The sequence below is a fragment of the Brevibacillus sp. JNUCC-41 genome (genome assembly GCF_014844095.1).
Classification (GTDB): domain Bacteria; phylum Bacillota; class Bacilli; order Bacillales; family DSM-1321; genus Peribacillus; species Peribacillus aracenensis.
This window is the reverse complement of record NZ_CP062163.1, coordinates 2,687,758-2,712,017: the sequence shown is the minus strand read 5'-3', so window position 1 is coordinate 2,712,017 and position 24,260 is coordinate 2,687,758. Positions and strand designations below refer to the sequence as shown.

At 40.9% G+C, this 24,260-nt stretch carries 20 protein-coding genes and 2 pseudogenes; 3 read left to right on the top strand and 19 right to left on the bottom strand.

Translation table 11 applies throughout. The features are described 5' to 3' along the window. Positions 1–2 precede the first annotated feature (2 nt). The 9 genes and pseudogenes from JNUCC41_RS13250 to speB all read right to left on the bottom strand — a co-directional run bounded on the left by JNUCC41_RS13250 (position 3) and on the right by speB (position 8,994). Positions 3–767 carry a LamB/YcsF family protein gene (locus JNUCC41_RS13250; RefSeq protein ID WP_192207956.1) on the bottom strand — a complete coding sequence of 255 codons (765 nt, stop codon included), beginning with the start codon at positions 765–767 and terminating at the stop codon, positions 3–5. Positions 768–772: 5 nt separating this feature from the next. Continuing rightward, positions 773–2,125: an acetyl-CoA carboxylase biotin carboxylase subunit gene (locus JNUCC41_RS13245; protein ID WP_192207955.1), complete on the bottom strand. Its 1,353-nt coding sequence runs from the start codon at positions 2,123–2,125 to the stop codon at positions 773–775. 31 nt (positions 2,126–2,156) lie between these two features. After that, a complete protein-coding gene (locus JNUCC41_RS13240) occupies positions 2,157–2,405 on the bottom strand; it encodes an acetyl-CoA carboxylase (RefSeq protein WP_192207954.1) in 249 nt (82 codons plus the stop codon). Further along, the gene (locus tag JNUCC41_RS13235) at positions 2,398–3,396 is read right to left on the bottom strand and encodes a 5-oxoprolinase subunit C family protein (protein WP_192207953.1); all 999 of its coding nucleotides are present in this window, start codon (positions 3,394–3,396) and stop codon (positions 2,398–2,400) included. The genes JNUCC41_RS13240 and JNUCC41_RS13235 overlap by 8 nt, the downstream gene beginning before the upstream one ends. Next, the gene (locus JNUCC41_RS13230; protein WP_192207952.1) at positions 3,393–4,262 is read right to left on the bottom strand and encodes a 5-oxoprolinase subunit B family protein; all 870 of its coding nucleotides are present in this window, start codon (positions 4,260–4,262) and stop codon (positions 3,393–3,395) included. The genes JNUCC41_RS13235 and JNUCC41_RS13230 overlap by 4 nt, the downstream gene beginning before the upstream one ends. 309 nt (positions 4,263–4,571) lie before the next feature. Further along, positions 4,572–5,561, bottom strand: a complete 990-nt coding sequence (locus JNUCC41_RS13225; RefSeq protein WP_192207951.1) for a D-2-hydroxyacid dehydrogenase — start codon at positions 5,559–5,561, stop codon at positions 4,572–4,574. A gap of 89 nt (positions 5,562–5,650) precedes the next feature. Continuing rightward, a complete protein-coding gene (locus JNUCC41_RS13220) occupies positions 5,651–6,430 on the bottom strand; it encodes a class II aldolase/adducin family protein (protein WP_228467618.1) in 780 nt (259 codons plus the stop codon). 24 nt (positions 6,431–6,454) lie between these two features. Then, positions 6,455–7,894, bottom strand: coding sequence for a sodium:solute symporter family protein (locus JNUCC41_RS13215; protein WP_192207949.1), 1,440 nt, complete (start codon positions 7,892–7,894; stop codon positions 6,455–6,457). Between the two features lie 100 nt (positions 7,895–7,994). Further along, positions 7,995–8,994, bottom strand: a pseudogene (speB, locus tag JNUCC41_RS13210) (agmatinase). 541 nt (positions 8,995–9,535) lie between these two features. Here speB and JNUCC41_RS13205 point away from each other — a divergent pair. Beyond that, entirely contained in the window at positions 9,536–10,939 is a 1,404-nt protein-coding gene (locus JNUCC41_RS13205) for a sigma-54 interaction domain-containing protein (RefSeq protein ID WP_228467617.1), read from the top strand. Between the two features lie 993 nt (positions 10,940–11,932). Here JNUCC41_RS13205 and JNUCC41_RS13200 read toward each other — a convergent pair. From JNUCC41_RS13200 to JNUCC41_RS13195, 3 genes and pseudogenes are all read right to left on the bottom strand, one after another. Then, positions 11,933–12,243 (bottom strand): annotated as a pseudogene (locus JNUCC41_RS13200) (antibiotic biosynthesis monooxygenase); the annotation flags it as partial. Between the two features lie 173 nt (positions 12,244–12,416). Further along, a complete protein-coding gene (locus JNUCC41_RS27070; RefSeq protein WP_260287369.1) occupies positions 12,417–12,545 on the bottom strand; it encodes a hypothetical protein in 129 nt (42 codons plus the stop codon). Between the two features lie 289 nt (positions 12,546–12,834). Further along, positions 12,835–13,014 carry an IDEAL domain-containing protein gene (locus tag JNUCC41_RS13195; protein WP_098370899.1) on the bottom strand — a complete coding sequence of 60 codons (180 nt, stop codon included), beginning with the start codon at positions 13,012–13,014 and terminating at the stop codon, positions 12,835–12,837. Between the two features lie 451 nt (positions 13,015–13,465). On the opposite strand from JNUCC41_RS13195, the gene JNUCC41_RS13190 reads away from it, so the two are divergent. Continuing rightward, positions 13,466–14,764, top strand: a complete 1,299-nt coding sequence (locus JNUCC41_RS13190; RefSeq protein ID WP_192207948.1) for an MFS transporter — start codon at positions 13,466–13,468, stop codon at positions 14,762–14,764. A gap of 90 nt (positions 14,765–14,854) precedes the next feature. Here JNUCC41_RS13190 and JNUCC41_RS13185 read toward each other — a convergent pair whose 3' ends face one another. From JNUCC41_RS13185 to JNUCC41_RS13155, 7 genes are all read right to left on the bottom strand, one after another. Then, on the bottom strand, positions 14,855–15,550 hold the full coding sequence (locus JNUCC41_RS13185; protein ID WP_192207947.1) for a YjjG family noncanonical pyrimidine nucleotidase: 696 nt from the start codon (positions 15,548–15,550) through the stop codon (positions 14,855–14,857). A 163-nt stretch (positions 15,551–15,713) separates the two neighbouring features. Continuing rightward, positions 15,714–17,264, bottom strand: a complete 1,551-nt coding sequence (locus JNUCC41_RS13180) for a BCCT family transporter (RefSeq protein WP_192207946.1) — start codon at positions 17,262–17,264, stop codon at positions 15,714–15,716. A 194-nt stretch (positions 17,265–17,458) separates the two neighbouring features. Beyond that, a complete protein-coding gene (locus JNUCC41_RS13175; protein WP_192207945.1) occupies positions 17,459–18,541 on the bottom strand; it encodes a tartrate dehydrogenase in 1,083 nt (360 codons plus the stop codon). Positions 18,542–18,559: 18 nt separating this feature from the next. Further along, on the bottom strand, positions 18,560–20,011 hold the full coding sequence (locus JNUCC41_RS13170) for an aldehyde dehydrogenase family protein (protein ID WP_192207944.1): 1,452 nt from the start codon (positions 20,009–20,011) through the stop codon (positions 18,560–18,562). Continuing rightward, positions 20,004–21,086, bottom strand: coding sequence for an aromatic ring-hydroxylating oxygenase subunit alpha (locus JNUCC41_RS13165; protein WP_192208154.1), 1,083 nt, complete (start codon positions 21,084–21,086; stop codon positions 20,004–20,006). The genes JNUCC41_RS13170 and JNUCC41_RS13165 overlap by 8 nt, the downstream gene beginning before the upstream one ends. A gap of 90 nt (positions 21,087–21,176) precedes the next feature. Beyond that, a complete protein-coding gene (locus JNUCC41_RS13160; RefSeq protein ID WP_192207943.1) occupies positions 21,177–21,425 on the bottom strand; it encodes a ferredoxin in 249 nt (82 codons plus the stop codon). A 25-nt stretch (positions 21,426–21,450) separates the two neighbouring features. Next, complete coding sequence (locus JNUCC41_RS13155; RefSeq protein ID WP_192207942.1) at positions 21,451–22,470, bottom strand: NAD(P)/FAD-dependent oxidoreductase; 1,020 nt, start codon at positions 22,468–22,470, stop codon at positions 21,451–21,453. Between the two features lie 295 nt (positions 22,471–22,765). Here JNUCC41_RS13155 and JNUCC41_RS13150 point away from each other — a divergent pair, with 295 nt between their 5' ends. Continuing rightward, a complete protein-coding gene (locus JNUCC41_RS13150; protein ID WP_192207941.1) occupies positions 22,766–24,139 on the top strand; it encodes a sigma-54 interaction domain-containing protein in 1,374 nt (457 codons plus the stop codon). The last annotated feature ends 121 nt before the right edge of the window (positions 24,140–24,260 follow it).

Genomic DNA, 24,260 nt, shown 5'->3' with positions numbered 1-24,260 from the left:
TATTAGATGATCTTATTAATAGGGACAATCTCGACGCCACTCCCCTTTAAAGCTTCTACAACTTTTTTAGCCAGAGTCGGCGCTCCTGGTGTATCTCCATGTATACAAATGGTCTCTGCTTTAATGGAAACATCTTTTCCATCGTGTGTGATGACTCTTCCTTCTTTGACCATACGAACAACTCGCTGTGCCATTTCTTCATAATCATTGATTCGTGCGCCTGTTCTCGTTAGCAAAATGGACCCGCTTTCAGTATGCTCCCTGTCAGCATAAGCTTCTTTTGCAACAGGGACACCCATTTTTATAGCTTCTTCCATCACTTCCGATTGGCTAAGCGCAAATATGATCATATTTGGATCGATTTCATGAATTGTTTCTAATATTGCTCGTGCTATAGTCTTATCTTCCATTGCTTTCATAAATAAAGCTCCGTGTGGTTTACAATGCTGGATTTTGACATCTGCTGCTGCACTGAATTCTCTTAAGGCGCCTACTTGATACATTACATAGTCTTTTATTTCTGAGGGTGTACAGGTCATGAAGCGACGACCGAAACCCAATAAATCTGGAAAACCTGGATGTGCACCAATCCCTACATCATATTTCTTTGCTATTTCCACTGTTTTTCTCATAACATGGGGATCTCCGGCATGAAAACCACATGCAATATTAGCCGAGGTAATATGCTGCATTAATTCTTCATCATAGCCTAATTCATAAAGGCCGAAGCTCTCACCCATATCACAGTTCAAATCTACCTTATACATTGCTTTCACCCCTCAACTTGAACTTTATTTTCTGCTAAAAATTGAGTCGTATAATTACCACTAATAAACTGGTTATTTTTCATGATTTGTTTGAGAAGCAAGAGGTTTGTTTTAACTCCCTGTACTTCAATTTCTTCAAGCACTCCCTGCATTTTTGAGATTGCTTGATCACGTGTTATTCCGTGAACAATAATTTTACCGATCATCGGATCATAAAAAGGGGTCACCGCACTACCTTCGACGATGCCAAAATCCAACCTTACATCGTTTTCGGGTAATTTCAACCTAGAAATTACACCAGGACTAGGAAAGAAAGTACTAGGATCTTCTGCGTAAAGTCTGCTTTCAATCGCGTGTCCTGTTTTGTTTATCTCTTCCTGTGTAATCTGCAGTTTTTCCTTCGCAGCTATTTTCAACTGTAGTTCAACTAAATCTATTCCTGTTATTTCTTCAGTTACTGGGTGCTCTACTTGCAGACGAGTGTTCATTTCAAGAAAATAGAAATTTTGATTTTCATCAAAAATGAATTCCATTGTGCCTACATTTGTATAATCGATTTGTTTTACACCTCGAATGGCTGCTTCCAACAATTCTTTTCGAAGGGTATCATTAAGAAATGGCGAAGGGCTTTCTTCTATCACCTTTTGATTTCGGCGCTGTACTGAACATTCCCGTTCAAATAAATGTAAGACATTTCCGTATGTATCAGCGACAATTTGCACTTCAATATGGCGGGGTTTTGAAATCCATTTTTCTAAAAAGACAGTTCCATCCTTAAAAAATGAAGTAGCTTGTTGCTTCGTCGCATCAAACACTTTTATTAACTCGGCATCATTTTGAACAAGCTGCATCCCAATACCACCACCACCGGCGCTAGCTTTTAACATGAGTGGATAGCCAAGATCGTTCGCAATCAGCAATGCTTCGTCAACTGACTCAATGCTTTTATCCGTACCTGGCACAACCCTTACGCCCGCCATTTGCATTTGGGTACGAGCTTCAAGCTTACTGCCCATAATGTGTATCGTTTCCGCAGAAGGACCGATAAAGACAATATTTTCTTCCTCACATCTGCGTACAAATTCCGCATTTTCAGATAAGAACCCATACCCAGGATGAATAGCATCTGCATGTGTTTCTTTTGCTACCTGAATCACTTTTTCAATATCAAGATAACTCTTTTTCGCTTGAGCAGGGCCGATGCATACAGCTTCCGTCGCTTCACTGACATAAGGAGCCTCTGCATCGGCTTCAGAATAGACAGCGACTGTTTGAATACCTTCCTTTTTACAAGTGCGAATAATTCTCCTAGCAATTTCCCCTCGGTTTGCAATTAGCACCTTTTTAAAATAGCCCATTTACTTTTCCTCCTTCCTTATTCAAAATTGATTACTGTTCAATGATTACCGCTATTTCCTGTCCTGCGTCTAGAATGTCCTCGTCCTCTACAAAGAATTGTGCAAGAACTCCATCTGTTTCTGCTTTAATTTCATAGAAGTTTTTCATCACTTCCACCATAGCAAGAACGTCACCATTCTTAACTGTATCTCCTTCTTTTACGTACACGTCCTTATCGGGAGCGGGTTTGCGATAAAATACTCCTGGGATTGGTGATAGAACTGTTTTTTGTTCAGCCATGATTGATTCCCCCTATTTGTCCTAATACTTGTTTTTTCATTTGATGGATTTTTTCTTTGTATTCATTTCTTGCCTCGAGGGCTTCATTAATGTCAATAGCCACAAAGCGTACCTTCTCATTTGTTTTGATTTGTGCCATTTTGTCTAAATCCGTACTGATAATTGTACAAATCGTCGCATAGCCTCCACCTGTCACAGCATCGTTTAACAAAGCAATCGGTTCGACACCATCTGGTACTTGAATCGATCCGATAGGATACCCTAAATCCACAACATTTGAAGGATTGCTGCCGGCTCCAAATGGTTGTTGACGCTCTACAAAATTCAAACGCTCCCCTTTAAAACGGTAGCCAACACGGTTTGCTTCCGTTGTAACCGTCCAATCGATGGAGAAAAAGCGTTTTTTACTTTCTTCAGTAAGGCGATAACTGCACAATCCTACAACAACACGTATTATATTCGTTTTTGAGAAGACCGGAATTAATTCATCACTTATGCGTGTTCCGATTGCAATCTTTGATTGGTTTGCATTACCGATTTTCAAAAAGTCCCCAGCTTGAAGTGGTCTTCCTTCGAAACCTCCAATTCCGCACAATGTATATGTGGACCGTGATTCCATAATAAGCGGCACTTCAATTCCGCCGGCTACCGCTAAATACACCCGAGCTCCTTGTTTAACAAAATCAAAGGACAAAACATCCCCAGCTTTAACTTCCAATGTTTCCCACATCGGAACATACTGATCATTAATTTTTGGTGGTATTTCCCCTCCTGCAATAGCAACGGTTACATCTTGTTGGAATTCTAAGACTGGCCCCATATAAGTAATCTCGAGAACAGCTGCATTTTCATCGTTCCCAACAAGAAAGTTGCTTGCCCTGAAGGAGTATTTATCCATGGCTCCCGATGGTGGCATACCCACTTCATAAAAGCCTATTCTCCCATAATCTTGAACAGTCGTTTGAAGGCCAGGGTTAATAACTTTAATCATGCATATAACCTCCTTATCACAGATTCTGAAAACGCATTTGGATTTCCGAGAACATCTTTAGGTTTAAAGGTTATATCCTTCGTCAAATAACGGAATTCCCCATTTTCAACTTGTTTTCGAATATCTTCGTACTCCTCCATGGAAATGCTTCGATATCTAAAAACATCGCCCTGTCTCGGGAAGGTCATTGACTCTTTAAAATCATGTAAACGTTGCTCCTTTTGAAAGATCGGTGCTGCAGCAGTTCCAAACAATTGATAACCACCTGCACCTTGAACCGGATATATAACGGCAAATGAACCGCCGAATCCGAATGCCCTCTCTGGCGTATATGTTCGAGGGCGAACATATTTAGGTGCTTCGATTTGCTGCTCGTTTGGAACCATTTGATAGCACCATGGCAAGCCCGGTACAAAGCCTATCATCGAAACCAGATAAGGGGCATCCGTAATTGATTTAATTAAATCTTCTTTCGTATGAAAGCCATTTGTATGTGCCACATATTCAATATCTGTTGATGTTGGATCCTGATGCCGATCTCTAAAACGCATTAATGCCTCATGTGTCCAAGGATCTTCAAATAATATGGGTACATCTACTGCACGTGCAGTTATTTCAAAGTTTTCCAAGGAAACATATTTTTCAAGTTCTTTCAATTTTGAAATTAAGTCATCTGGATGAATGAGATCTGGATTAAACCGAATCATATAGGAAGCATTGGAAGGACAAATATCCAAAATTCCTGATACTTTCTCTTTTCGTAACACCTTAGTAATAGCCATTGCTTGAAAATTTGTTTCAAGACTCATTGCCTCAGCTAATTCAACAAAAATAAACTCATCACCGCCATATTCGTAACGGGTCAATGGACTTCACCTCATTTATTGGATTTATACTAAACCATTGCAATTCTCATGCCAAAACAGACAACTATAATATTTGTTGATTATTCAGATTATTAAAATGGTAAATCGCCTAAATCTTAATTTATATTTCAATTCTGAAATATAATCTTTCATAAATGAAATAAATCAACCGGTTACTAGTTCATGATGTCTAAAATATAAAAAAGACCACAAAGCTTTCTAGGCTTTTGCAGTCTCTCAATTTATGTCCTCATCAACAATAATGAACACTATTCTATAAAGTATTTTCTTACAATGAGTCCATTACTACTAATAACCAAGTTTTTTTTCCACAACGTTCATTAGGGGCTTACCGTCAGAAAAAAGCTTTAAATTTTTCAGGAATAATTCCATCACACGATCTATGTGTTTGGAAGAGTTATAAGCATTATGCGGGGAAACCATGACATTTTCCAGCTGCCAGAAAGGGTGATCCTTAGGTAAAGGTTCTACTTCAAACACATCTAGAGCCGCTCCTGCTATTTGCCCATTGTTTAAGGAATCGATTAAATCTTCATCCACAATCGTATTGCCGCGGCCGACATTAATTACATAGCTGCCTTTTTTCATTTTATTTAAGCGTTCTTTATTAAAAAAGTATGAGGTATCTTGTGTATACGGCAGTGCCAAGACGACAAAATCGGACATGGAAAGGACATCATCCACTTGATCCATACCCATTATCAAATCAGCAGGTTCGTATTCTTTGTTCCTCTTTGAGGGATTCCGGCGGCACCCGATAACGGTCATGCCTAGTGCTTTACATCGCTTTGCTATCTCATAGCCAATATCACCATACCCAATTATCCCCACTGTCGCATTTTCAAGATCTTTCACAGGAACTTCAACCCAGGTTTTGTTTATTTGATTTCTGATCATTGTCGGTATGCCTCTTGCTAACGAAGATAGCATCGCAATTGTATGCTCCGCTATCGGGACTGATGTGCAGCCTTTGACATTGGTGATGATGACATCGCTGTTTTCTATATCTTCATTCAGCATGGCCTCCACTCCAGCACTGTCTGAATGGACCCATTTAATCCTAGGAGCTTTTTTTATAATGTTAAGATTATCATGAAGCCCTTGCGTATAAATGACATCAAACTTTGATAAATCAACTGTTGGCTGTGGTTCAGGTTCACCGAATTCCCATGGCTCGACAACAACTTCTGAACAAATCTCCTTAAACTCATTGATGTATTTTTCCGGTATATCGACCCTGATATAAAGTGAAGGTGCCATTTTCTTAGAACCAGACATTATAAAACCTCCTCAAGACCCTCCGATTCCCTTTTCCCTGTATTATTGGAAGGCAATCCGTTGCGACTATATCATGCCGTGCATGATGATCACTTCAAGAAATCCGGTTGCTCTTTTTTGATTCTGTCCCAAAGAGGCTGAAAACTCAGCCAACCCTCATATTCCGTTCCTGTTTGTTCTGCTGTTAACTTTGCATACTCTTCTTCTATAAAAATCGGCTTACCAACAGATTCAGCCATTATCTGAGCTTGACATGACCGTTCCATCGTTATGAACCACCAAGCAGCTGAATCTACAGATTGGCCGACCGTTAACAATCCATGGTTGCGGAGGATGACAGCTTTGTATTGACCTAAAGCCTTAGCAATGCGCTTACCTTCTTCGGATGCATAAACCACACCAGTAAAATCATCAAATAATGCATGGTCATTGTAAAATTGGCAGGCATCTTGTGTAATCGGATCTAATAGTCTCCCTAAGGAAGACCATGTCTTTCCATATACCGAATGAGCATGCGCCGCTGCAATCGCATCCGGTCGCGCTTTATGAATTTCAGAATGAATGGCAAAGGCAGCACCATTCACGGAATGTTCACCCTCTACAATATCACCTTTATGATTAACCAATATTAGATCCGAAACGGAAATTTGACTAAAATGCATCCCAAAAGGATTAACCCAGAAATGGTCTGTATATTTAGGATCACGGACCGTAATATGGCCAGCTATCCCTTCATCGAAACCAAACTTTGAAAAAAGACGGAATGAAGCTGCCAACCGTTGCTTCCGGTGAGTGCGCTCTTCTTCCAATGTATTGAATGTTGCCGGTTGCAGGGAAATTGTCTTTGTCATTTTTACTTTCCTCCTCAATTTTTCCTTTTTTTTGCCGAACCATCAATTAGCCATTGTGTCCATGTCAGCTTTACCCTTTAGATCTTGCTTTACTTCACTTTTGTTCTTTTGATCATTATTGGAACTTAGGAAGGTAATCGTAGTGATGACGACAAAACTAGTAGCAAGCCCGTACAGAATTGGTTGAGTGGAGGAAGGTCCATTTATCATCAATCCCACAATAATAACGATCATGCTGGCCAGAATGGAGTAAAATGCCGCTGTGGCCGTGACCCTTTTCCAAAAGAAACCAAGGATGATCGGAAAGAACACAGCACCGGATAAAATGGCGTAAGCTACATCCAATGCTACTAAAATATCTTGAATCCATATCGAAACGATTATGGTCAATACACCGATCGTTAAAGTTGTAATTCGGGATGTTTTTAAAAATTGTCGTTCACTCATTTTTGGACCAATATATTTTTTAATGATGTCATTAACGACTAAAGTGGACGAAGCTAGCAAAGTTCCTGAAGCTGTGGACATTAGGGCAGATACCACGCTCGCAATGACAACCCCCAATAGACCAGCAGGTAAAGTTACCATCGCTATGCTGGTAAATGCATTTTGTGGATCTCCTAAATCGGGAAGGATAATAAAAGCGCACATTCCAATGATACTGATTGCAATTGCATAAAAAACACTATATAGTCCCGCTCCAATCGTTCCGCCACGAGAAACTGCTTTGGTTCGTGCAGTAAAAAGACGCTGCCAAATATCCTGGCCAACAACTACCCCTAGAGTAAATAGTAGGAAATACTGAAAAATTGTCTCTCCGCCAATGTTGCCTAGCTCGAAATGTGATGCAGGGAGACTCTCTTTAAGCGAGCCCCACCCTCCTGCCTTAGAGATGCTCAACGGAAGCATGATAAAGAAAATACCGATCGTCATGATGACGAATTGCACGACATCAGTCATGGTGACTGACCACATACCTCCTAATATTGTATAAAATAAAACGATCCCACCCCCGACTATCATGGAAACCGTTAAATTCCAGCCAGCCAAAACATGTAAAATCGTCCCCATCCCAATCACTTGCGTTACAGTCAGCATGAATGTATAGATAACAGAGACAAGGGCACTGATCAATCTTGTCTGAGAGTTGTAGCGCTTCTCAAGCATTTCACTGATCGTCAATACTTTTAAATTAAATATCTTATTTGTTAAAAACAACCCGATAGCGATAATGCCGAGCCCGATCATCACCACTAGCCAAATACCGGATATCCCAAACTGATAACCTAACTTTGCTGTTCCTAGAGTAGAAGCACCCCCTAATATCACAGCAGCTAAACAGGATAAATACATAAAATGACCAAGATTACGTCCTGCCACAATGAAATCATCTGCCGTTTTTGCCCGTCTGGATCCGATTACTCCCACAATGATTAAAACAGAAAAATATAGAATCATGATCGATATATCCAAAATATGCATTTACACATCTCCTTTTGGGCTTGTTATGTTCTATCGCTTTGTAAAGAGGGAAGGAAGGGATTACACCGATACCTTCCTTCTTTCCAGTAAAAATGAGGAATTACTTGTTAAGCTGGGTTTCCAAATCTCCGGCTCTCTCTTTTTTCTCCAGTTCCCCTTTTTTTGCGAGAGCGATGAGTGTGATGAATTCATAGACAATATTAGCGGCTGCGGCAGCCGTGATTTGTCCGTGATCGTATGATGGTAAAACCTCAACAAGATCGAATCCAACAAAATCTATATTCGTCAATCCTCTCACTAAGGCTAAAGCATCATCAATGCTGGCTCCTGAAACTTCAGGGGTACCCGTTCCTGGAGCATAGACCGGATCTAAGAAATCAATGTCAAAGGATAAAAACACCGGACCATCCGCAACACGCTCATGAATGACCCTTAGCATCTTTTCGACCCCGATACGTTTATAATCGTTTGTCGTATAAACGCCCAAACCTAAATCCCGGGCATCCTGAAGATCTTCCGGTCCATACAGACCGCCCCTCATACCAATTTGAAGAGATCGTGATACATCGATGAGACCCTCTTCTATCGCGCGGCGAAAAACGGTTCCGTGATTATACTTTTGATCAAAATAACTATCCCAAGTATCAGAGTGAGCATCGAATTGAAGCAGGGCAACTGGACCATGTTTTTTTACGATCGCACGTAACTCCCCTAGCGTAATGGAATGATCGCCCCCCCAATGAAATGGGAATGATCCCTTTTTCAATGACGGGGGTAAGCTCTTCCTCGATCTTTTTATATGTTTCAGAAATATACCCCGGAATGATCGGAATATCCCCATAATCAATTCCGGATATATAGTCAAAAATATTAATATCTTGTTCTGGATTATAAGGACGTAAAAGGATTGAAAAATCGCGAATGGCTTCTGGTCCGAATCTCGCACCCGTTCTAAATGATTGCCCGGAATCAAAAGGAATTCCCGTAATGACAAAATCCATATGTTCATCTACCCGTTCAACAAATGGGAGCCGCATAAACGTACGCACTCCACAAAAACGGGGTGATTTGAATGAGTCTTTCGGTTGATACTTCATCATGTAACATCCTCCTAAATTCTAAATCTGCTATTATTTTTCACTCCACTGCAATGGCAGATGTCATACAAACTTCCATCTTTTCAAATGGCTGTTTTCGCATACTTTGTTGCTATTCACCAAGTAATGAGGTGTGGTTGATTTCCCCTCCAATGCTCGCTTTCCGCGGGGCGGGCGGTGAGCCTCCTCGGCGTGAACGCCTGTGGGGTCTCACCTGTCCCGCTGCTCCCGCAGGACTCTCGCACTTCCGCTCCAATCAACCTTAAATCGTTTCGTTTTAAAAACAACATTCTTTACGAAAAGAGCCTTTCAATAGAATGGACATATATAACACCTTGTTTGGAAATTCTCTTCTTACCTTTTACATAAGCAAGATTCAGGCCAACTATTTCGCTACGGTATATAAGGCTTTTCATTATTTTGTTTCATCAAATGATTAAAAACTTAATCATTTTCTTGTTTTTTGATTTAATTTTTGATTATTTGGACTATTTAATTTATATTTTAATTAAACAGCATCCCAAAACCGAAAGGAGCGGAATGTATGTACGATGATATGCTGGAGGAAGAACTAAATAAGATTATTGAAACATCGAATAATAACATTCTCATTACCGATCAAGACGGAATCATTTTATATTCCAACCCAAAGCTTTGGGAGATTTATGGTATGGAAAGTGACTCTTATATCGGTACCTCCGTCTATCAATTAGAAAGCGAGGGCCTTCTCACACCTTCCATCAATGCGATTGTTTTAAAAGAAAAGAAAGCGATGCGGATAATGCAGGAAACGAAAACGGGTCATGTTGTCATGTCGACTGGCTATCCCATTTTTAATAAGGACGGACTTCTCGTCAGGGCAATCAGCTATGGTCAGGATCAAACCGAGATTCTGCAATTGCAGGATCAATTTGAACAATTACAACGAAAAATAAAAGGCTATCAAACCGAAGTCGAGGATTTAAGAGAAAAGGAACTGGATTACCATTATTTGATTGCTAGAAGTAATGAAACGAAGCATATTTTAAAAACGATCCATAATGTTGCAAAAACCGATGCCACGATTCTATTATTAGGACCTTCCGGGGGAGGGAAAAGCACTTTTGCCCGTGCAGTTCATGACCAAAGCAACCGAAAGAAAGAACCTTTTATCGAAGTGAATTGCAGTACGATACCTGATAGCTTGTTTGAATCGGAAATATTCGGCTATGAGCCGGGATCATTTACAGGGGCAAATAAACAAGGGAGGCAAGGCCTGATTGAGCAGGCTGACAGCGGAACTCTTTTCTTGGATGAAATCGGGGAACTCCCACTTGCCATGCAAGCTAAATTACTGAAAGTATTACAGGAAAAAAAGATAAAGCGCATCGGTGGAAAAAAAGAAAGCCATATTAACTTCCGCCTGGTTGCAGCAACTAATCAAGACTTGAAGGAGATGGTAAGTCAAGGTAAGTTTAGATTGGACTTATTCTATCGTTTGAATGTGATTCCCATCCAGATTCCGGCATTACATGAACGTAAAGAAGATATCCCTCTCTTAATTCAGCATTACTTACAGAAAACCAGTGATAAATACCAGAAATTCAAAAAAATCCATCCATCGACGTATGAAGTTTTGACTCATTATCATTGGCCCGGAAATATACGGGAATTAGAAAACTTGATTGAACGGTTAATCCTGACCATCGAAGAACCAATTATATTTCCGGAACACCTTCCGCAATCCATCACAGGGCAAATTGAACAGCCTGAAGACTCCACCTTCCTTGCAATCGAACAGGATTGTGAAGAGAATTTCGATTTAAAGAAAACTCTGGAAAGGGTTGAAAGGCAACTGATTGCAAAAGCATGGAAAAAATGTAAAACCACATACGAGATGGCAGAACATTTGGGCATCAGCCAGCCAACAGTCATCTATAAGTTAAAGAAATACAAACAGTATCTGTAATTTCATCTGGACTGGAATCCACTAAAAGTGAACCGTAAATAAAGCCAACTAAAAAGCACTAAACATTCAATTAAAAAAATCCACATTCAAGATGAATGGGATTCACAAACATCATTTACGTTTCCAAATATTTAGGGTAAAGCTTACATTAATTTAAGAATGATGTCAGTGAAGCTCCTGCCACACCTGTGGCTTAGTCTGATATTTCCACCAGATAAGAATCCTAGTGGTGTTGAGTGAATAAACCTGAATCTCTCTCAAACGTATAAGGCTCCCATAAAAGGGAGCCTTCTATTACTAACATAGCAATCTTTCCAAACATTTTTATACATTCAAGCTTTTTTCCAATTTGGAACCGCAAGTTTTGCGGATGATCAGCTCATCTTCCTTAACGAATTTTTTCTTTTCAATGTTTCCGCCTTTCATTAAGGTCAACTTAATATATTTTTTTGATCATCAAGCCAATATAAGAACCGTCATCAAATGAAATCGTTTTCATTTCTTTTAGTTCCACCTGAAGGAAAAGGTGAACGCCTATCCTGGCGCACGAATCGTAATCGAAATCTGCTGATAAACTAAACACTACTTTAAAGACATCTTAATGGTATTTTTAAATATTAATATTTCTAAACTTAGTTGACTTTATCTTAGGAATCCTAGCCATCCCTAGAATTCCCCCCCTTATAAGTTCATAAATATCAACATACTAAACGACCTTCCTGCTCCCCCACTCTTCAATTTTCCATCAAAGTCACCATTCTAAAAAAATATTTTACTATATCAACAGAATAGGAATAACCTGAACCTATTTTGAGATGATTCCATCGACAAAAAGAGGCACCCATAAAGGGAGCCTGAATTTTAGTGAAGGTAAGCTATTGTATGTGAACGGCCACCATTCCGCATCCCTATACGACGCGATAGTTGAGAAATGGGATATTCCACCCAGTAACTTAACTTTTCTAATGTACGGAATTCAAAAAAGGCTAGTAAGTTGTCCACTGCCTTTTTAATAGCCTTCACTTCATATAATGATCCTTCCGAACTGACGATATATTCAGGCTTTGGTTTCCCAAGGTTTGCTTTATGGCCTGCGATATGGGCTTCACTCTTTTCCCACTGCTTCAAATATGCCTCCGACCAATTGATGATGACCTCTTCATCGCCGCGTCGCACTTTTTTCACGATCACACTTAAATCGCTGAACCCATCCTGCCTTTCAATGATCCCTTCCCCACTGAACCGTTTTACTACTTGGTCTGCATTTCCTTCTTTTACTACCATTTTCCTCTCTGAACGAACATTATGAACAACTCTAATCGATATGATAATAATGAAACATTTTTAGTCGATAACGATTCTCATTGTCCATTATTGTACCTTTGACTTTGGGCCTCAGAACTCTAAATCCCAAAAACAAAATAAAAAAAGAATCAGGAAGTCATGCAGATCTTCCTGACCCGTTTTTTATTGTCATTCACCTTTTATCTTTAAGACTTTTGGGAACATAGTCATTCAGTTTGTTAAATAAAGAAGTAATGTAGGAGCTGAGTTCAAATCGATCCTCCTGAACAAATTCGATTAACGACACTCCATCCTTTTTCATATCTCTTCCCCCTTTTAGTCATTATCCCGGTGCATGAACATTTCAGCCACTAATACCCGTGTATTCCGCCGTAGTCCACTTACATCTACTCTCCATCGTTTTCTTTATTTGATTATATAAGAAAGCGCTTACAATGTAAAATGTTATAATACTATAGATTGCTATTTAATTAGAATGTTCCAGTTATATAAAGCTTCATCTACATCATATTTAAATGATCGAGCCCTGCTGGCTTTTAGGTGTACTTTCAATATCATTACTACTTGTCTTTTTCACAGTGTATGAAATTTCATGAAATCCCCTTCAATATTTCAGTTAAACGAAGGAACTCTTCCTTATCTCGATTTCTTAATGAGTCATCGATTTCTTTTTCGATTTGTGCCCTCCGGTAATCACTAAGGGCCTTTTTTAAAACCATTTCAGCCATCTCTTCAGGTTCAAGCGATGTTCCTGGCAATTGCTTCTCCATACGAAACCAACTCCTTAACCTTTTTTCTATTATACTAAATAACTTGGAGATTATTATTATTTCTTGAAATCTTATCCTTTCCTCTTTTTTCATTTCCTTATCCACATGATTTCCACTTTGCCACTCTTCTATACATGAAAAATTCTAAATGTTTTGAGTTTAATTCTCCTCCTTAGTTAAAACTTTTTCATTTTATCCGGGAAGTTCAAATCATTATTTCCATTACTTTAGAATGAATTATATTCCAATACAGGTGGTGAGAGCTAAGTTATTCGCTTCATTTTTTCAGAAAAATCAGAAATATGTTGACCAGCATGGATAACCCCTCTAAAATAATCTAAATAATCCAGTTTTTTACTTATATTCCTTAAGCATCATTTTTGTTCATTTCAGATTTATTTATTGCTGTAAACAATTTTGATGAAATACTACGCATTAAAGGAGCATTTCCATGAAAAAAAGTCGAGTCCTTTTCGCTAGTTTAGCTGGTTCCGTTATTGAGTGGTATGATTTCTATTTATACGGGACAGCAACAGGCCTAGTTTTTACAACTCTATTCTTTCCGAATCATGATCCGGCGATTTCACTTCTTCTCGCCTTTGTCACTTTCGGGGCTGGTTACGCTGCCCGTCCAATCGGAAGTATCCTATTCGGCCATATGGGTGATCGCATCGGAAGGAAGGCAGCACTTATGTTCACCCTTATTGGTATGGGAGGGAGTTCAATGCTTATCGGTGTTCTGCCCACTTATGCCCAGGTTGGGTTGGCCGCCCCCGCCATCTTGGTGGTGCTGAGGTTGATTCAAGGAATTTCCTTGGGAGGTGAATGGGGCGGAGCCATCCTATTGGCAACGGAATCTGCTCCAAAGGGTGTCCGTGGGTTATATGGATCCATTCCCCAACTAGGGGTCCCCATCGGTTTGGTTGCCGGTTCATTCAGCCTAACCCTTATCAGTTCCTTGACAACAGATGCCCAATTTTTAGCTTGGGGTTGGCGGATTCCATTTCTTTTAAGCGGTGTACTGATCGCATTGGCAATCTGGGTAAGGAGTGGCATTGAAGAAACGCCGGAGTTCAAGCAACAGAAAGATAGCGGTGATCTTGCGAAAGTTCCCATTATTGAAACGTTGAAACACGATTGGAGAAGTGTGCTCCAAGTGATCGGACTAAAAATTGGGGACGGGTTCTTCAATGTATTCATCATGTCCTATGTTCTCGTCTTTACTACATTGTATTTTGGTTATTCCCAAGATTCAGCCCTTACCGGTTTAACGATTGGCTGCGCTACAATGCTAATTACCATTCCTGTCATTGGTTACATTTCAGATTTCATTAATCGAAAAATCATCTATTTTGGGGGCCTGATTCTCCTTTTCCTTTTGGCCATCCCATATTTCACATTGATTGGGCGTGGGGTCGGCTGGTTCTACATTATGCAGGCAGTTGTACTCGGCGTCATCTGGGGAGCCATTTTTTCGACACAAGGGACATTATTCTCGGAGCTCTTTCCAGCCAAGGTCCGTTATACTGGATTATCTGTCGGTTATCAGGTCGCGGCAGCCATTGCAGGTTTCGGTCCGCTCATCTGGACTGCCATGGCGGAATCATATGGCCCATCCCCTTTGGTTTTTGGCGGATTCATGATGGCAGGTCTCGCAATTTCCGTGGCGCTTTGTATATTATCACCACATTTCAGCAAAAGGATTGAAAAGGATCAAACACTCAAGCCACATGAGCTGGATTTGAACTGATACTAAAATCTCTGGCATGAGTAATACAGAGGCTGCAAGTCCGATCACTCGGACGAGCGGCCTCTGTTTTTTTAGAACGCATATACCTCGTTATACTTCCTTGCTTCCTACAATCTCCAAAAGATTAGTGAGCGTCCGGATTTCATAGGTGGGCTTGATTCCGAGATTATTATCCTTTTGATGGGGATTGTACCAGCATGTATCCATTCCATAATTCAAACCGCCCTGTATATCTGATGTCAAGGAGTCACCCACCATCAACACTTTCGATTTATCCGTGATCTTTAACTTGGAAAATGCATAATCAAAAATCCCCCTATCAGGCTTCTGAAACCCAGCCTCTTGGGAAATTATCAAAGTCTCAAAGGTATTGCACAGGGGTGACCCCCCGATTCTTGCTGTCTGCACTGTCGTGAAGCCATTTGTTATAATAGCCAGCCGGCATCCTCCAAGCTTCTCGCAAACCTCTAAAGCCCCAGGCAGAAGATGTATTTCCTTTCCCAAATGTCCAAGGTATGCACGGCTGAACGCATCCGCATCGATATCAAGCCCATGCTTGAGGAACAATCGCTTAAACCTCTCCACTCCCAGATTTGTTAAATCAATAAGCCCCTGTTCCAGGTCCCTCCATAATACCTGACTGATTTCTTGGTAGCATCCCGCATAGTCCTCCGCCCCTGTGGGCAAACCGAACTCCAAGAAGACTTCATGCAGTGCCTTTTTTTCCGATATTCCAAAGTCTAGCAATGTATCATCAACATCAAATAAGATAATCTCGTATTTCATCGCTGCCTCCTGTATCCAAACTGAACCTTAAAGTCATCATCTGTATTATTATTCCTATCATTAGAATCCTGACGAAGAATAACTTCCTCCAAGCATAAAAAAGCCGAATAATGAACACCGTTTTATTAGTGTCCATTATTCGACCGATGACACAATCCCCTGTTTATAAAGCCTTTTTTTTAGGAAGGGGCGCTTTTTGTTCAGATTCTTTATTTTGTTTTCCCATTGTTAGACCTATTTCGGCTTTAAGACCTTTATATGTAGAATAACACATGATGAGCATTAGCACCGCCAAAGGAACAGCGGTTGCAACAAGTGCAGATTGCAAACCTGCCAGACCACCAGTCATGATCAATACGATAGAAATTGCCGCAATGACAGCTCCCCATATTATTTTTATTGAATGGGATGGATTTGGATTTCCATTTTCGCTAAACATCCCTAACACAAAAACAGCTGAGTTAGCAGATGTGATAAAGAAAACCAGTACGAGTACCATAGCTAGAATACTTAAAAATGTAGTCATCGGAAAATAATCAAAAAATTTGAACAATGCCGATGTCACGTCGGTCGAAACTGCAGTAGCTAGTGCTGTTTCACCCATATTTTGAATTAAATGAATGGCTGAGCCCCCCATAACAGCAAACCAGAAGAATGATCCTATTACCGGAATGAATACGGCACCCATCATAAATTCTTTAATCGTTCTGCCTTTTGATATTCTAGCGACAAAACTTCCAACAAGCGGCGCCCAAGCAATCCACCAACCAAAATAAAATAAAGTCCAACTAGCTATCCAAGTCCCTTTTTCATCACTATAAGGCTCAGTCCTGAACGACATGCCTACAAAGTTTTGAACGTAATCACCTATCCCTTGGAAAAAGACTTTAAAAATGGTTTGGGTCGGTCCGAGAAAAAGAACGAAGGCCAATAATGCAAAAGCTAGCAGCATATTTAGATTGGATAAATGTTTCATGGCCCCTTGTAGCCCAGAAACCGTGGATGCTACATAAATAATTGTCACTACCACAATAATAGATGTTTGAACACTAACATTCATCGGCAGACTCCACAGAAAGTTCAAGCCACTGTTGACCTGCAACGTACCAAAACCTAGCGACGTAGCAATGCCAATGACGATGGAGAGAATGACAATCACATCGATCCCCTTTCCAATGGGGCCTCTGATTTTGTCTCCTATTAAGGGATAAAAAACAGAACTTAATGAAGAAGGTAATTTTTTTCTGAATTGGAAGAATGCTAGAGAAACTCCTACAAGTGCATAACAAGCCCAGGCCGAAACTCCCCAATGCAAGTAAACTAATTGCAAAGCGAGCTTTGCTGACTCTTCGGAAGTGGCTTTACCAAAAGGAGGATTAATATAGTAGGAAACAGGTTCTGCCACGCCCCAAAATACTAGACTGATTCCAATGGAAGCACTAAATAGCATACCAATCCAAGTTGCTGTTTTATATTCAGGGCGATCGCTATCTTCTCCTAAACGTATATGACCGAATTTAGACAGTCCTATATACATACAAAACACAAAGAAAGTAAAAACACTCCCCAAAATGAACCAACCCAAATTATTGTAGATAAAATCAAGCGATGAATTAGAAAAACTCTCTAATTGGCTTGGCATGAATATACCAATGGCTATTAAGCCTAAGCTGATTGCTAATGATATGTAAAACACATATTTCTTACTTTTCATCCAATCACCCCTTAAATAATAAGATAGACAGTTTACACGCATTATGTAAACGTTTTCTTTGTTGAATAAAAAGTTAAATTTTTGTCATTAGCCCTCGGTACCATTCCGGGGCTAATGACAAAAAAGATGTAGTCAACTTCATTTCAACATTTATATTAATGACCATTCAATCAAATTGAACGATCATTTCACCGTCAGACTCTGGATAAAATGATAGACTCGATGATTTCCGCTACCCGGTCCCCCACTTCGGAAGTGGATGCCGTGCCATTCATATCGGGCGTGAGCACCCGGGCTTCCATCAACAGTTGCTCAATCGCTTCAAGCACAATCTTACCATGTGATTCATATCCAAAAAAGTCGAGCATTTGGCTTGCTGACCAAATGGAAGCAAGCGGATTTCCGATACCCCTGCCGGCAATGTCAGGAGCTGAGCCGTGAATTGGTTCGAACATCGATGGAAATTCCCTTTCAGGATTAATGTTGGCACCGGCAGCAAGTCCGATTCCTCCAGCAAGCGCTGCTCCTAAGTCTGTTAAAATATCACCGAACAGGTTCGAAGTGACAACGACCTCAAAGCGCTTCGGGTCTTTGATCATCAGCATTGCCGCTGCGTCGACAAGATATGAAGCCGTTTCGACTTCGGGATATTCCCTGCTGACCTCTTCGAATACTTGATCCCAGAAAACCATCGAATAATTCAAGGCGTTGGCTTTAGAAATGCTCGTGAGCGATCTGCCTTCTTTTTTCGCGGTTTCAAAAGCATATCGGATGATCCTTTCCGTCCCTTTACGGGAAAACACACTGTTTTGCAGAACAACTTCATGTTCCTGCCCTTTAAACAGCCAATCTCCTGCGCCTGAATATTCACCTTCACTGTTTTCGCGGATGAACAGCATATCAATATCTTCACGTTTCACATCAACGAGAGGCAAGTGAGCCCCTTTTAATAATGTCACGGGCCGGATATTGACATACTGATCAAAACTTTTACGGATTTTCAATAATAGCTCCCATAGGGAAATATGGTCTGGAACGCCCGGAAACCCGACCGCTCCCAAATAAATCGCGTCAAACGATTTCAGCTTTTCTATCCCATCATCATCCATCATTCTACCATTTTCGGCATAAAATTCGCAGCCCCATGGGAAGTATGTGAAATCCAATTGAAAACCTGAATCCAGTTCAGCCACTTTTTTTAATACTTTTATGCCTTCATTAATCACTTCAGGGCCAATGCCATCTCCTGCGATGACCGCAATTTTGAATTGTTTCATAAATGATCTCCTCGATTTTCAGTCTTGGTTCCAAACGACCAATTTCATTTCGGTCATTTCTTCCACAGCATATTTAATGCCTTCACGGCCAGTCCCGCTTTCTTTGACTCCGCCGTATGGCATTTGATCGACACGATAGGTCGGCACATCATTGATGATCACACCGCCTACATGTAATTCCCGTGATGCGTACAATGCGTTTTTCACATTGTTTGTGTATATCCCGGCCTGCAAGCCAAAGCGGGAATCATTCACTTGATCAATCGCTTCCTTCACTGAACCCACTTTATTTACAATGACAACCGGAGCAAATGCTTCCTGGCATGAGACTTTTAGCGTATGATCCGCATCTGTAATGATTGTCGGTTCAAGAATGTCACCTCGCAATTCCCCCCCTGCAGCGATCGTTGCCCTACTGCCTTTAGTTTCCTCAATCCAGCCCAATACACGGGCTGCTTCCCCTTTGGAGATTAAGGCGGAAATATACGTATCCGGATCCAATGGATCGCCAATTCTAAGTTTTTTGGCCGCTGCAGTGAATTTTTCGACAAACTCTTCATACACTTCTTCATGTGCATATACACGTTGCAATGAAATACAGACTTGCCCCTGATTGGAGAAGGCACCCATGATGCAGCGTTCGATAATTTTATCGATATCTATATCTTTATCAATGATTAAGGCCGAGTTCGAGCCAAGTTCAAGTGTGGTCTTTTTCAGACCCGCTTTGTTGCGGATTCCGATTCCAACGCTTGGGCTGCCTGTGAATGTGATCATGCTTACCCGATCGTTTTCTACAATCGCTTCTCCGACAGTGCTACCCGGTCCTGTCACTACATTTAATACGCCAGCCGGCAGACCCGCTTTTTCAAAAATTTCTGCGATGAAAAGTGCGGACAGCGGAGTTTGCGAAGCAGGCTTCAAAACAATGGTGTTCCCTGCAGCTATTGCCGGTCCGACTTTATGCGCCACTAAATTCATCGGGAAGTTAAATGGAGTGATGGCACCAATGACCCCGATCGGTTCTCTTAACGTGTAACCAATTCGGCCAACACCGCCTATGGCTGCATCAAAAGGAATTGTTTCACCGTGAATCCTTTTAGCCTCTTCAGCCGAGAACTTATACGTTTCGATGGTCCTTCCAACTTCCGCTTTTGCGAACATGATCGGTTTGGCTGATTCACGGGAAATGATTTCTGCCGCTTCTTCGGCATTCTCCATTAATAACGCGACAGCCTTCTCCAATATATCCGCCCTTTGATATGCTGGCATTTTTGCCATGACTTCGCGCGCATTGTAGGCGGCTGCAATCGCCTTTTCGGTCAGCTCTTTATCCGCCATGGCAATTTGGGCGATTTCTTCCCCGGAAAAAGGGGAATATAGCGGGGCATAGCTTTCCGTTTCGACTTTTTCGCCATTGATCATCAAATATTGTTTCATCGATTTAAATTGATTCGCTAATTTACTCATTTAGGGCCTCCAATACCATTTCATGAAATTGAACAATTGCTTTTTCCGAAGAAGAATATCTACCTTTGTTAAAGGCACGGGAGCGGAAACCGATTTGTTCCAGCTCTACAAGTTCCACATCTTCTTGACGGACTTGTTCGGCAAACGTAACAAGATCTTTCTCTTCCTGAGTCAAATTCTCATCGCGGAAATAATATGTGTAAACAGCCAAAGTCGTTTCGTGATCAATCGGAACCATTTGAATGGTCGCCATATTTCCAGGACCTGGATAAATGGTCAACATCAAGTTAGGCCACAGCCAGAAAAAGGATCCTCCTTGCATTTCCGCCTTATTTAAATCAACCGTTCCGTAATTTTTATCCGGTTTAACAATCGAACCTTGCAGTGAATAGTTATCACAAGTAATGATTTGGTAATCATCCATATCAAGTGCTGCAACAAAGCTTGGATGTGCTACATGGCAATGGTCACATTCTAAATAGTTATCTATGAACGCTTTCCAGTTTGCCTTGATCACCCTCGTTTTTTGGCTTGTTCTTTTTAACTCACTTAAAAACGGGTATTTACTTAAACGGTCAAAGAAATCGCCGTAAGATTCACTAAGCGGTTTCGCATTATCATCCAAGTTTACAAAAATTAAAGATTCCAAGATTTCCATGCGAACGGAGCGTAAACAGGCATCTTGTACACAGGCTTCATCTTCTCCTTTAAAATTCGGCGCTTTGTTCAATTTCCCATCCAATTTGAATGTCCAACCATGATAACTGCACTGTAAAATTTTCTTCTTGCCTGATTCACTTTTTTCAAGCTTAGTTGCACGATGCGGACATACGTTATAAAAAGCGCGGATCACCTCATCCTGGCCGCGGTTCACTATGATCGGCTCATTGGCTACCTCTGTCGTAAAGAATGATCCCACTTTTTCCAATTGGCTGACATGACCCACAAGCTGCCAAGATTTAGAGAATACTAGATCGATTTCCTTTTCGAGAACTTTCGGATCCGTGTATTTGTCATATGTCAATGTTCTTTCAAATGTACGATTTGTTACATTTTCCACCTTGTTATAAGCCATCATTCATTTCCCCCTAAAAAGTGATTACTAGCATCCCTGCCATACTTGCTATTAAAAATTGATATTTCTTGATTCATCCGAACTTCCGATTCAGCCGGCTGACACCGGTATATTGGCGAAAGGTTCCGTCGCCAACTTAATCGAATCTGTCGGACAACCATCAAAGGCATCTTCCAAGTCTTCCTCCAGATCTTCGGATACTTCGGTTATTCCTGTGTTGGCATCCAGGATTGAAAAGGCGATTCCTTCATCGTTATAATCGAAAATCTCCGGTGCAGCCGCTCCACATGCCCCGCAAGCGATACATGTCTCCTGGTCAACTACTGTGTATTTAGCCATGTGGTTTCCCTCCCCATTTACATAATTAAACGGACGTTGTGCTTTTCTCTTTTCCTCCCATTGTGCTCGTGCTGTGCAGCGGCTGAACTTTCGCACTCGGGTCGATATGAACTTTTGCATTACTCACTGCTGTAGGCGCTTCACCGAACCCGCTAGCAATCAGCTTCACCTTGCCTTCGTACGTGCAAATATCTCCTGCTGCGTATATGCCTTTGATATTCGTTTCCATTTTAGAATTGACAACAATGGAATTGTTTTGAATTTCAAGACCCCAATCCTTAATTGGCCCTATTGATGATACGAATCCATAATTGACGAGAACGTCATCGACTTCCAATTCAAGCGGTTTTCCACTCTTCGCATCCGTCACAATCACTTTTTCTATATGTTCATCTCCGATCAATTCGGCTGGGAGATAAGGAGTCAAGACCTCAACCTTGGATTGTTTCAAGCGCTCTACACTATGTTCATGGGCACGAAATTTATCCCTGCGGTGAATGAGTGTCACTTTTTCGGCTATCGGTTCAAGCATTAGCGACCAGTCGACCGCCGAATCACCGCCACCGAACACAACCACTTTCTTATCAGCGAATTGACTCATATTCTGGACGAAATAATGAAGGTTGGCATTTCCAAATCTTTCTTCACCTTCCATTTTTAGTTTCCGAGGCTGGAATGCCCCGTTTCCAGCAGTTATGATTATCGCTTTCGTGTAATGTGTTTCTTCGGATGTCGTAATGGCAAACATCCCATCCGAAGTACGAACAATGGTCTCTACAGATTGATTAAGACAAATATCCGCTTTGAATTGACCCATTTGTTCCAGTAATCGATCGATGAGCTCCTGGGCCTGGATTTTCGGGAAACCTGCAATATCATAAATGTATTTTTCAGGGTACAAAGCAGATAGCTGCCCTCCCAATTGAGGGAGACTTTCAATGATTTTCACTGAAGCTTGGCGCATCCCCGCATAAAAAGCGGTGAACAAACCAACCGGTCCTCCCCCGATAATAGTGATGTCAGATACTTCATACTTTTCTTCCAAATTCATTCCCCCTAGATGTCTTCCTTGAATAAGATAAATCCGCTTACTAGAATTCTGCTATGCTCAGATGTCGATTCATGCAATAATCTGACATGCAAACGTGGCACTTCGTCAATTTCACCAATTGATAATTTTATATAATGCAATATGCGTGCCAACCTCCGGAAACACTCTGAATAAACAAAATATTTAGAATTCAAATTGAAAACGCTGTCATACCGAGTTATAATTAACTCGAAATTGATGAAACCTTAATCAAAATTCACTCATTCCCTTTTGAAAAGAGGATTACCATATGAAAAGTACGGATTCTACTGACAGTGTCGAGATGACGCTCCAAACTTTATTAAAAATTCTTGATCATTCCTCAGATGAGATTTTCGTCCTTGACGGCGAAAAGCGGATTCTTTACGTCAACAAGGCATGTGAGCGCCATTATGGTCTGAAACCTACTGATGTCATTGGCAAATATAATGTGGACTTATTTGAAAAAGGGTACTGGAAACCCTCCATCGTGCCTGAGGTATTTAAAAGGAAAAAACCTTGCTACATAAAACAACAAACGTATATCGGGGCTGAATTGATGACATCAGCGATTCCAATTTTAAATGATGCGGGGGAAATTGAACTGGTCGTCACTACCTCCACAGAAACCCAAACATATAAAATGTTAAAAGCAAATGAAGCAAGTGGTGAGTCAAAAATCACTCATGACGAAGATGAAACGGGGAGATTCATTACTAATAGCGGTAAAATCAACCGCATCCTCACTTTTTGTGAAAAGGTCGCGCCGACTGATTCCACGATTTTAATCCAAGGGGAATCTGGAACGGGAAAAGGAGTGCTTGCCCATTTCATCCACCGGATCAGTAAACGGAAAAGCAAACCTTTTCTGACAATCAACTGTGCAGCAATCCCGGAGGAACTGCTCGAATCTGAACTATTCGGCTATTCAAAAGGTGCATTTACCGGTGCAAACAAAACTGGAAAACGCGGATTGATTGAATCCGCAGACGGTGGCACTGTCTTTCTTGATGAAATTGGGGAAATTCCGCTCGCTCTGCAGGCAAAGCTTCTCCAAGTAATCCAGGACAAACAATTCATTCCCGTCGGCGGCAGTGAAATGAAAAAAGTCGATATCCGCATAGTCGCAGCAACAAACCAGAACTTAATAGAAATGGTCAATGATAAAAGATTCCGGGAAGATTTATTTTACCGTTTGAATGTGATTGATATTCAACTGCCTCCATTGCGAGAACGTAAAGAAGATATCATTCCCCTTACGTACAATTTTTTAAACAAGTTCAATGAAAGATATCACGAAAATAAAGTCATTTCGGAAGAATGCTTGAATCTATTAATTCATTATTCATGGCCAGGCAATGTACGCCAGCTCGAAAACTTGATTGAAAGGTTGGTCTTAATAAGTGACTCCGTTATTTTAATGTCCGACTTGCCAGAAATGATAACCGAGAACGTTGAACAGGTCACACAGATCGATCTCCCCACTACTCTCGATAAAGCACTTGATGAAACGAAACGGATATTGATCAGGAAATCTTACCAAACATATAAATCATCAAGGAAAGTCGCGAAGGACCTCTCCATCAGCCAAACGAAAGCCTCAGCATTGATCCGGGAGTACTGTGAGGACTTAATGAATAAATAGGCACCATGAAAATGACGATGTTTGTCCACCCTTAAACAAGTCCATTGGCCCCCAGCCAAAAAAAATGCTGGTTATTCGTTGCTATTGATCGATGGTGAAGGGTAAACACTTATATTCCAAT

Bases quoted from the DNA above. Each gene is read 5' to 3' on its own strand.
- JNUCC41_RS13250 (WP_192207956.1), bottom strand. From the start codon at position 767: ATGTATAAGGTAGATTTGAACTGTGATATGGGTGAGAGCTTCGGCCTT.
- JNUCC41_RS13245 (WP_192207955.1), bottom strand. From the start codon at position 2,125: ATGGGCTATTTTAAAAAGGTGCTAATTGCAAACCGAGGGGAAATTGCT.
- JNUCC41_RS13240 (WP_192207954.1), bottom strand. From the start codon at position 2,405: ATGGCTGAACAAAAAACAGTTCTATCACCAATCCCAGGAGTATTTTAT.
- JNUCC41_RS13235 (WP_192207953.1), bottom strand. From the start codon at position 3,396: ATGATTAAAGTTATTAACCCTGGCCTTCAAACGACTGTTCAAGATTAT.
- JNUCC41_RS13225 (WP_192207951.1), bottom strand. From the start codon at position 5,561: ATGTCTGGTTCTAAGAAAATGGCACCTTCACTTTATATCAGGGTCGAT.
- JNUCC41_RS13215 (WP_192207949.1), bottom strand. From the start codon at position 7,894: ATGCATATTTTGGATATATCGATCATGATTCTATATTTTTCTGTTTTA.
- JNUCC41_RS13205 (WP_228467617.1), top strand. From the start codon at position 9,536: ATGTACGATGATATGCTGGAGGAAGAACTAAATAAGATTATTGAAACA.
- JNUCC41_RS27070 (WP_260287369.1), bottom strand. From the start codon at position 12,545: ATGAAAAAGGATGGAGTGTCGTTAATCGAATTTGTTCAGGAGGATCGA.
- JNUCC41_RS13195 (WP_098370899.1), bottom strand. From the start codon at position 13,014: ATGGAGAAGCAATTGCCAGGAACATCGCTTGAACCTGAAGAGATGGCT.
- JNUCC41_RS13190 (WP_192207948.1), top strand. From the start codon at position 13,466: ATGAAAAAAAGTCGAGTCCTTTTCGCTAGTTTAGCTGGTTCCGTTATT.
- JNUCC41_RS13185 (WP_192207947.1), bottom strand. From the start codon at position 15,550: ATGAAATACGAGATTATCTTATTTGATGTTGATGATACATTGCTAGAC.
- JNUCC41_RS13180 (WP_192207946.1), bottom strand. From the start codon at position 17,264: ATGAAAAGTAAGAAATATGTGTTTTACATATCATTAGCAATCAGCTTA.
- JNUCC41_RS13175 (WP_192207945.1), bottom strand. From the start codon at position 18,541: ATGAAACAATTCAAAATTGCGGTCATCGCAGGAGATGGCATTGGCCCT.
- JNUCC41_RS13170 (WP_192207944.1), bottom strand. From the start codon at position 20,011: ATGAGTAAATTAGCGAATCAATTTAAATCGATGAAACAATATTTGATG.
- JNUCC41_RS13165 (WP_192208154.1), bottom strand. From the start codon at position 21,086: ATGGCTTATAACAAGGTGGAAAATGTAACAAATCGTACATTTGAAAGA.
- JNUCC41_RS13160 (WP_192207943.1), bottom strand. From the start codon at position 21,425: ATGGCTAAATACACAGTAGTTGACCAGGAGACATGTATCGCTTGCGGG.
- JNUCC41_RS13150 (WP_192207941.1), top strand. From the start codon at position 22,766: ATGAAAAGTACGGATTCTACTGACAGTGTCGAGATGACGCTCCAAACT.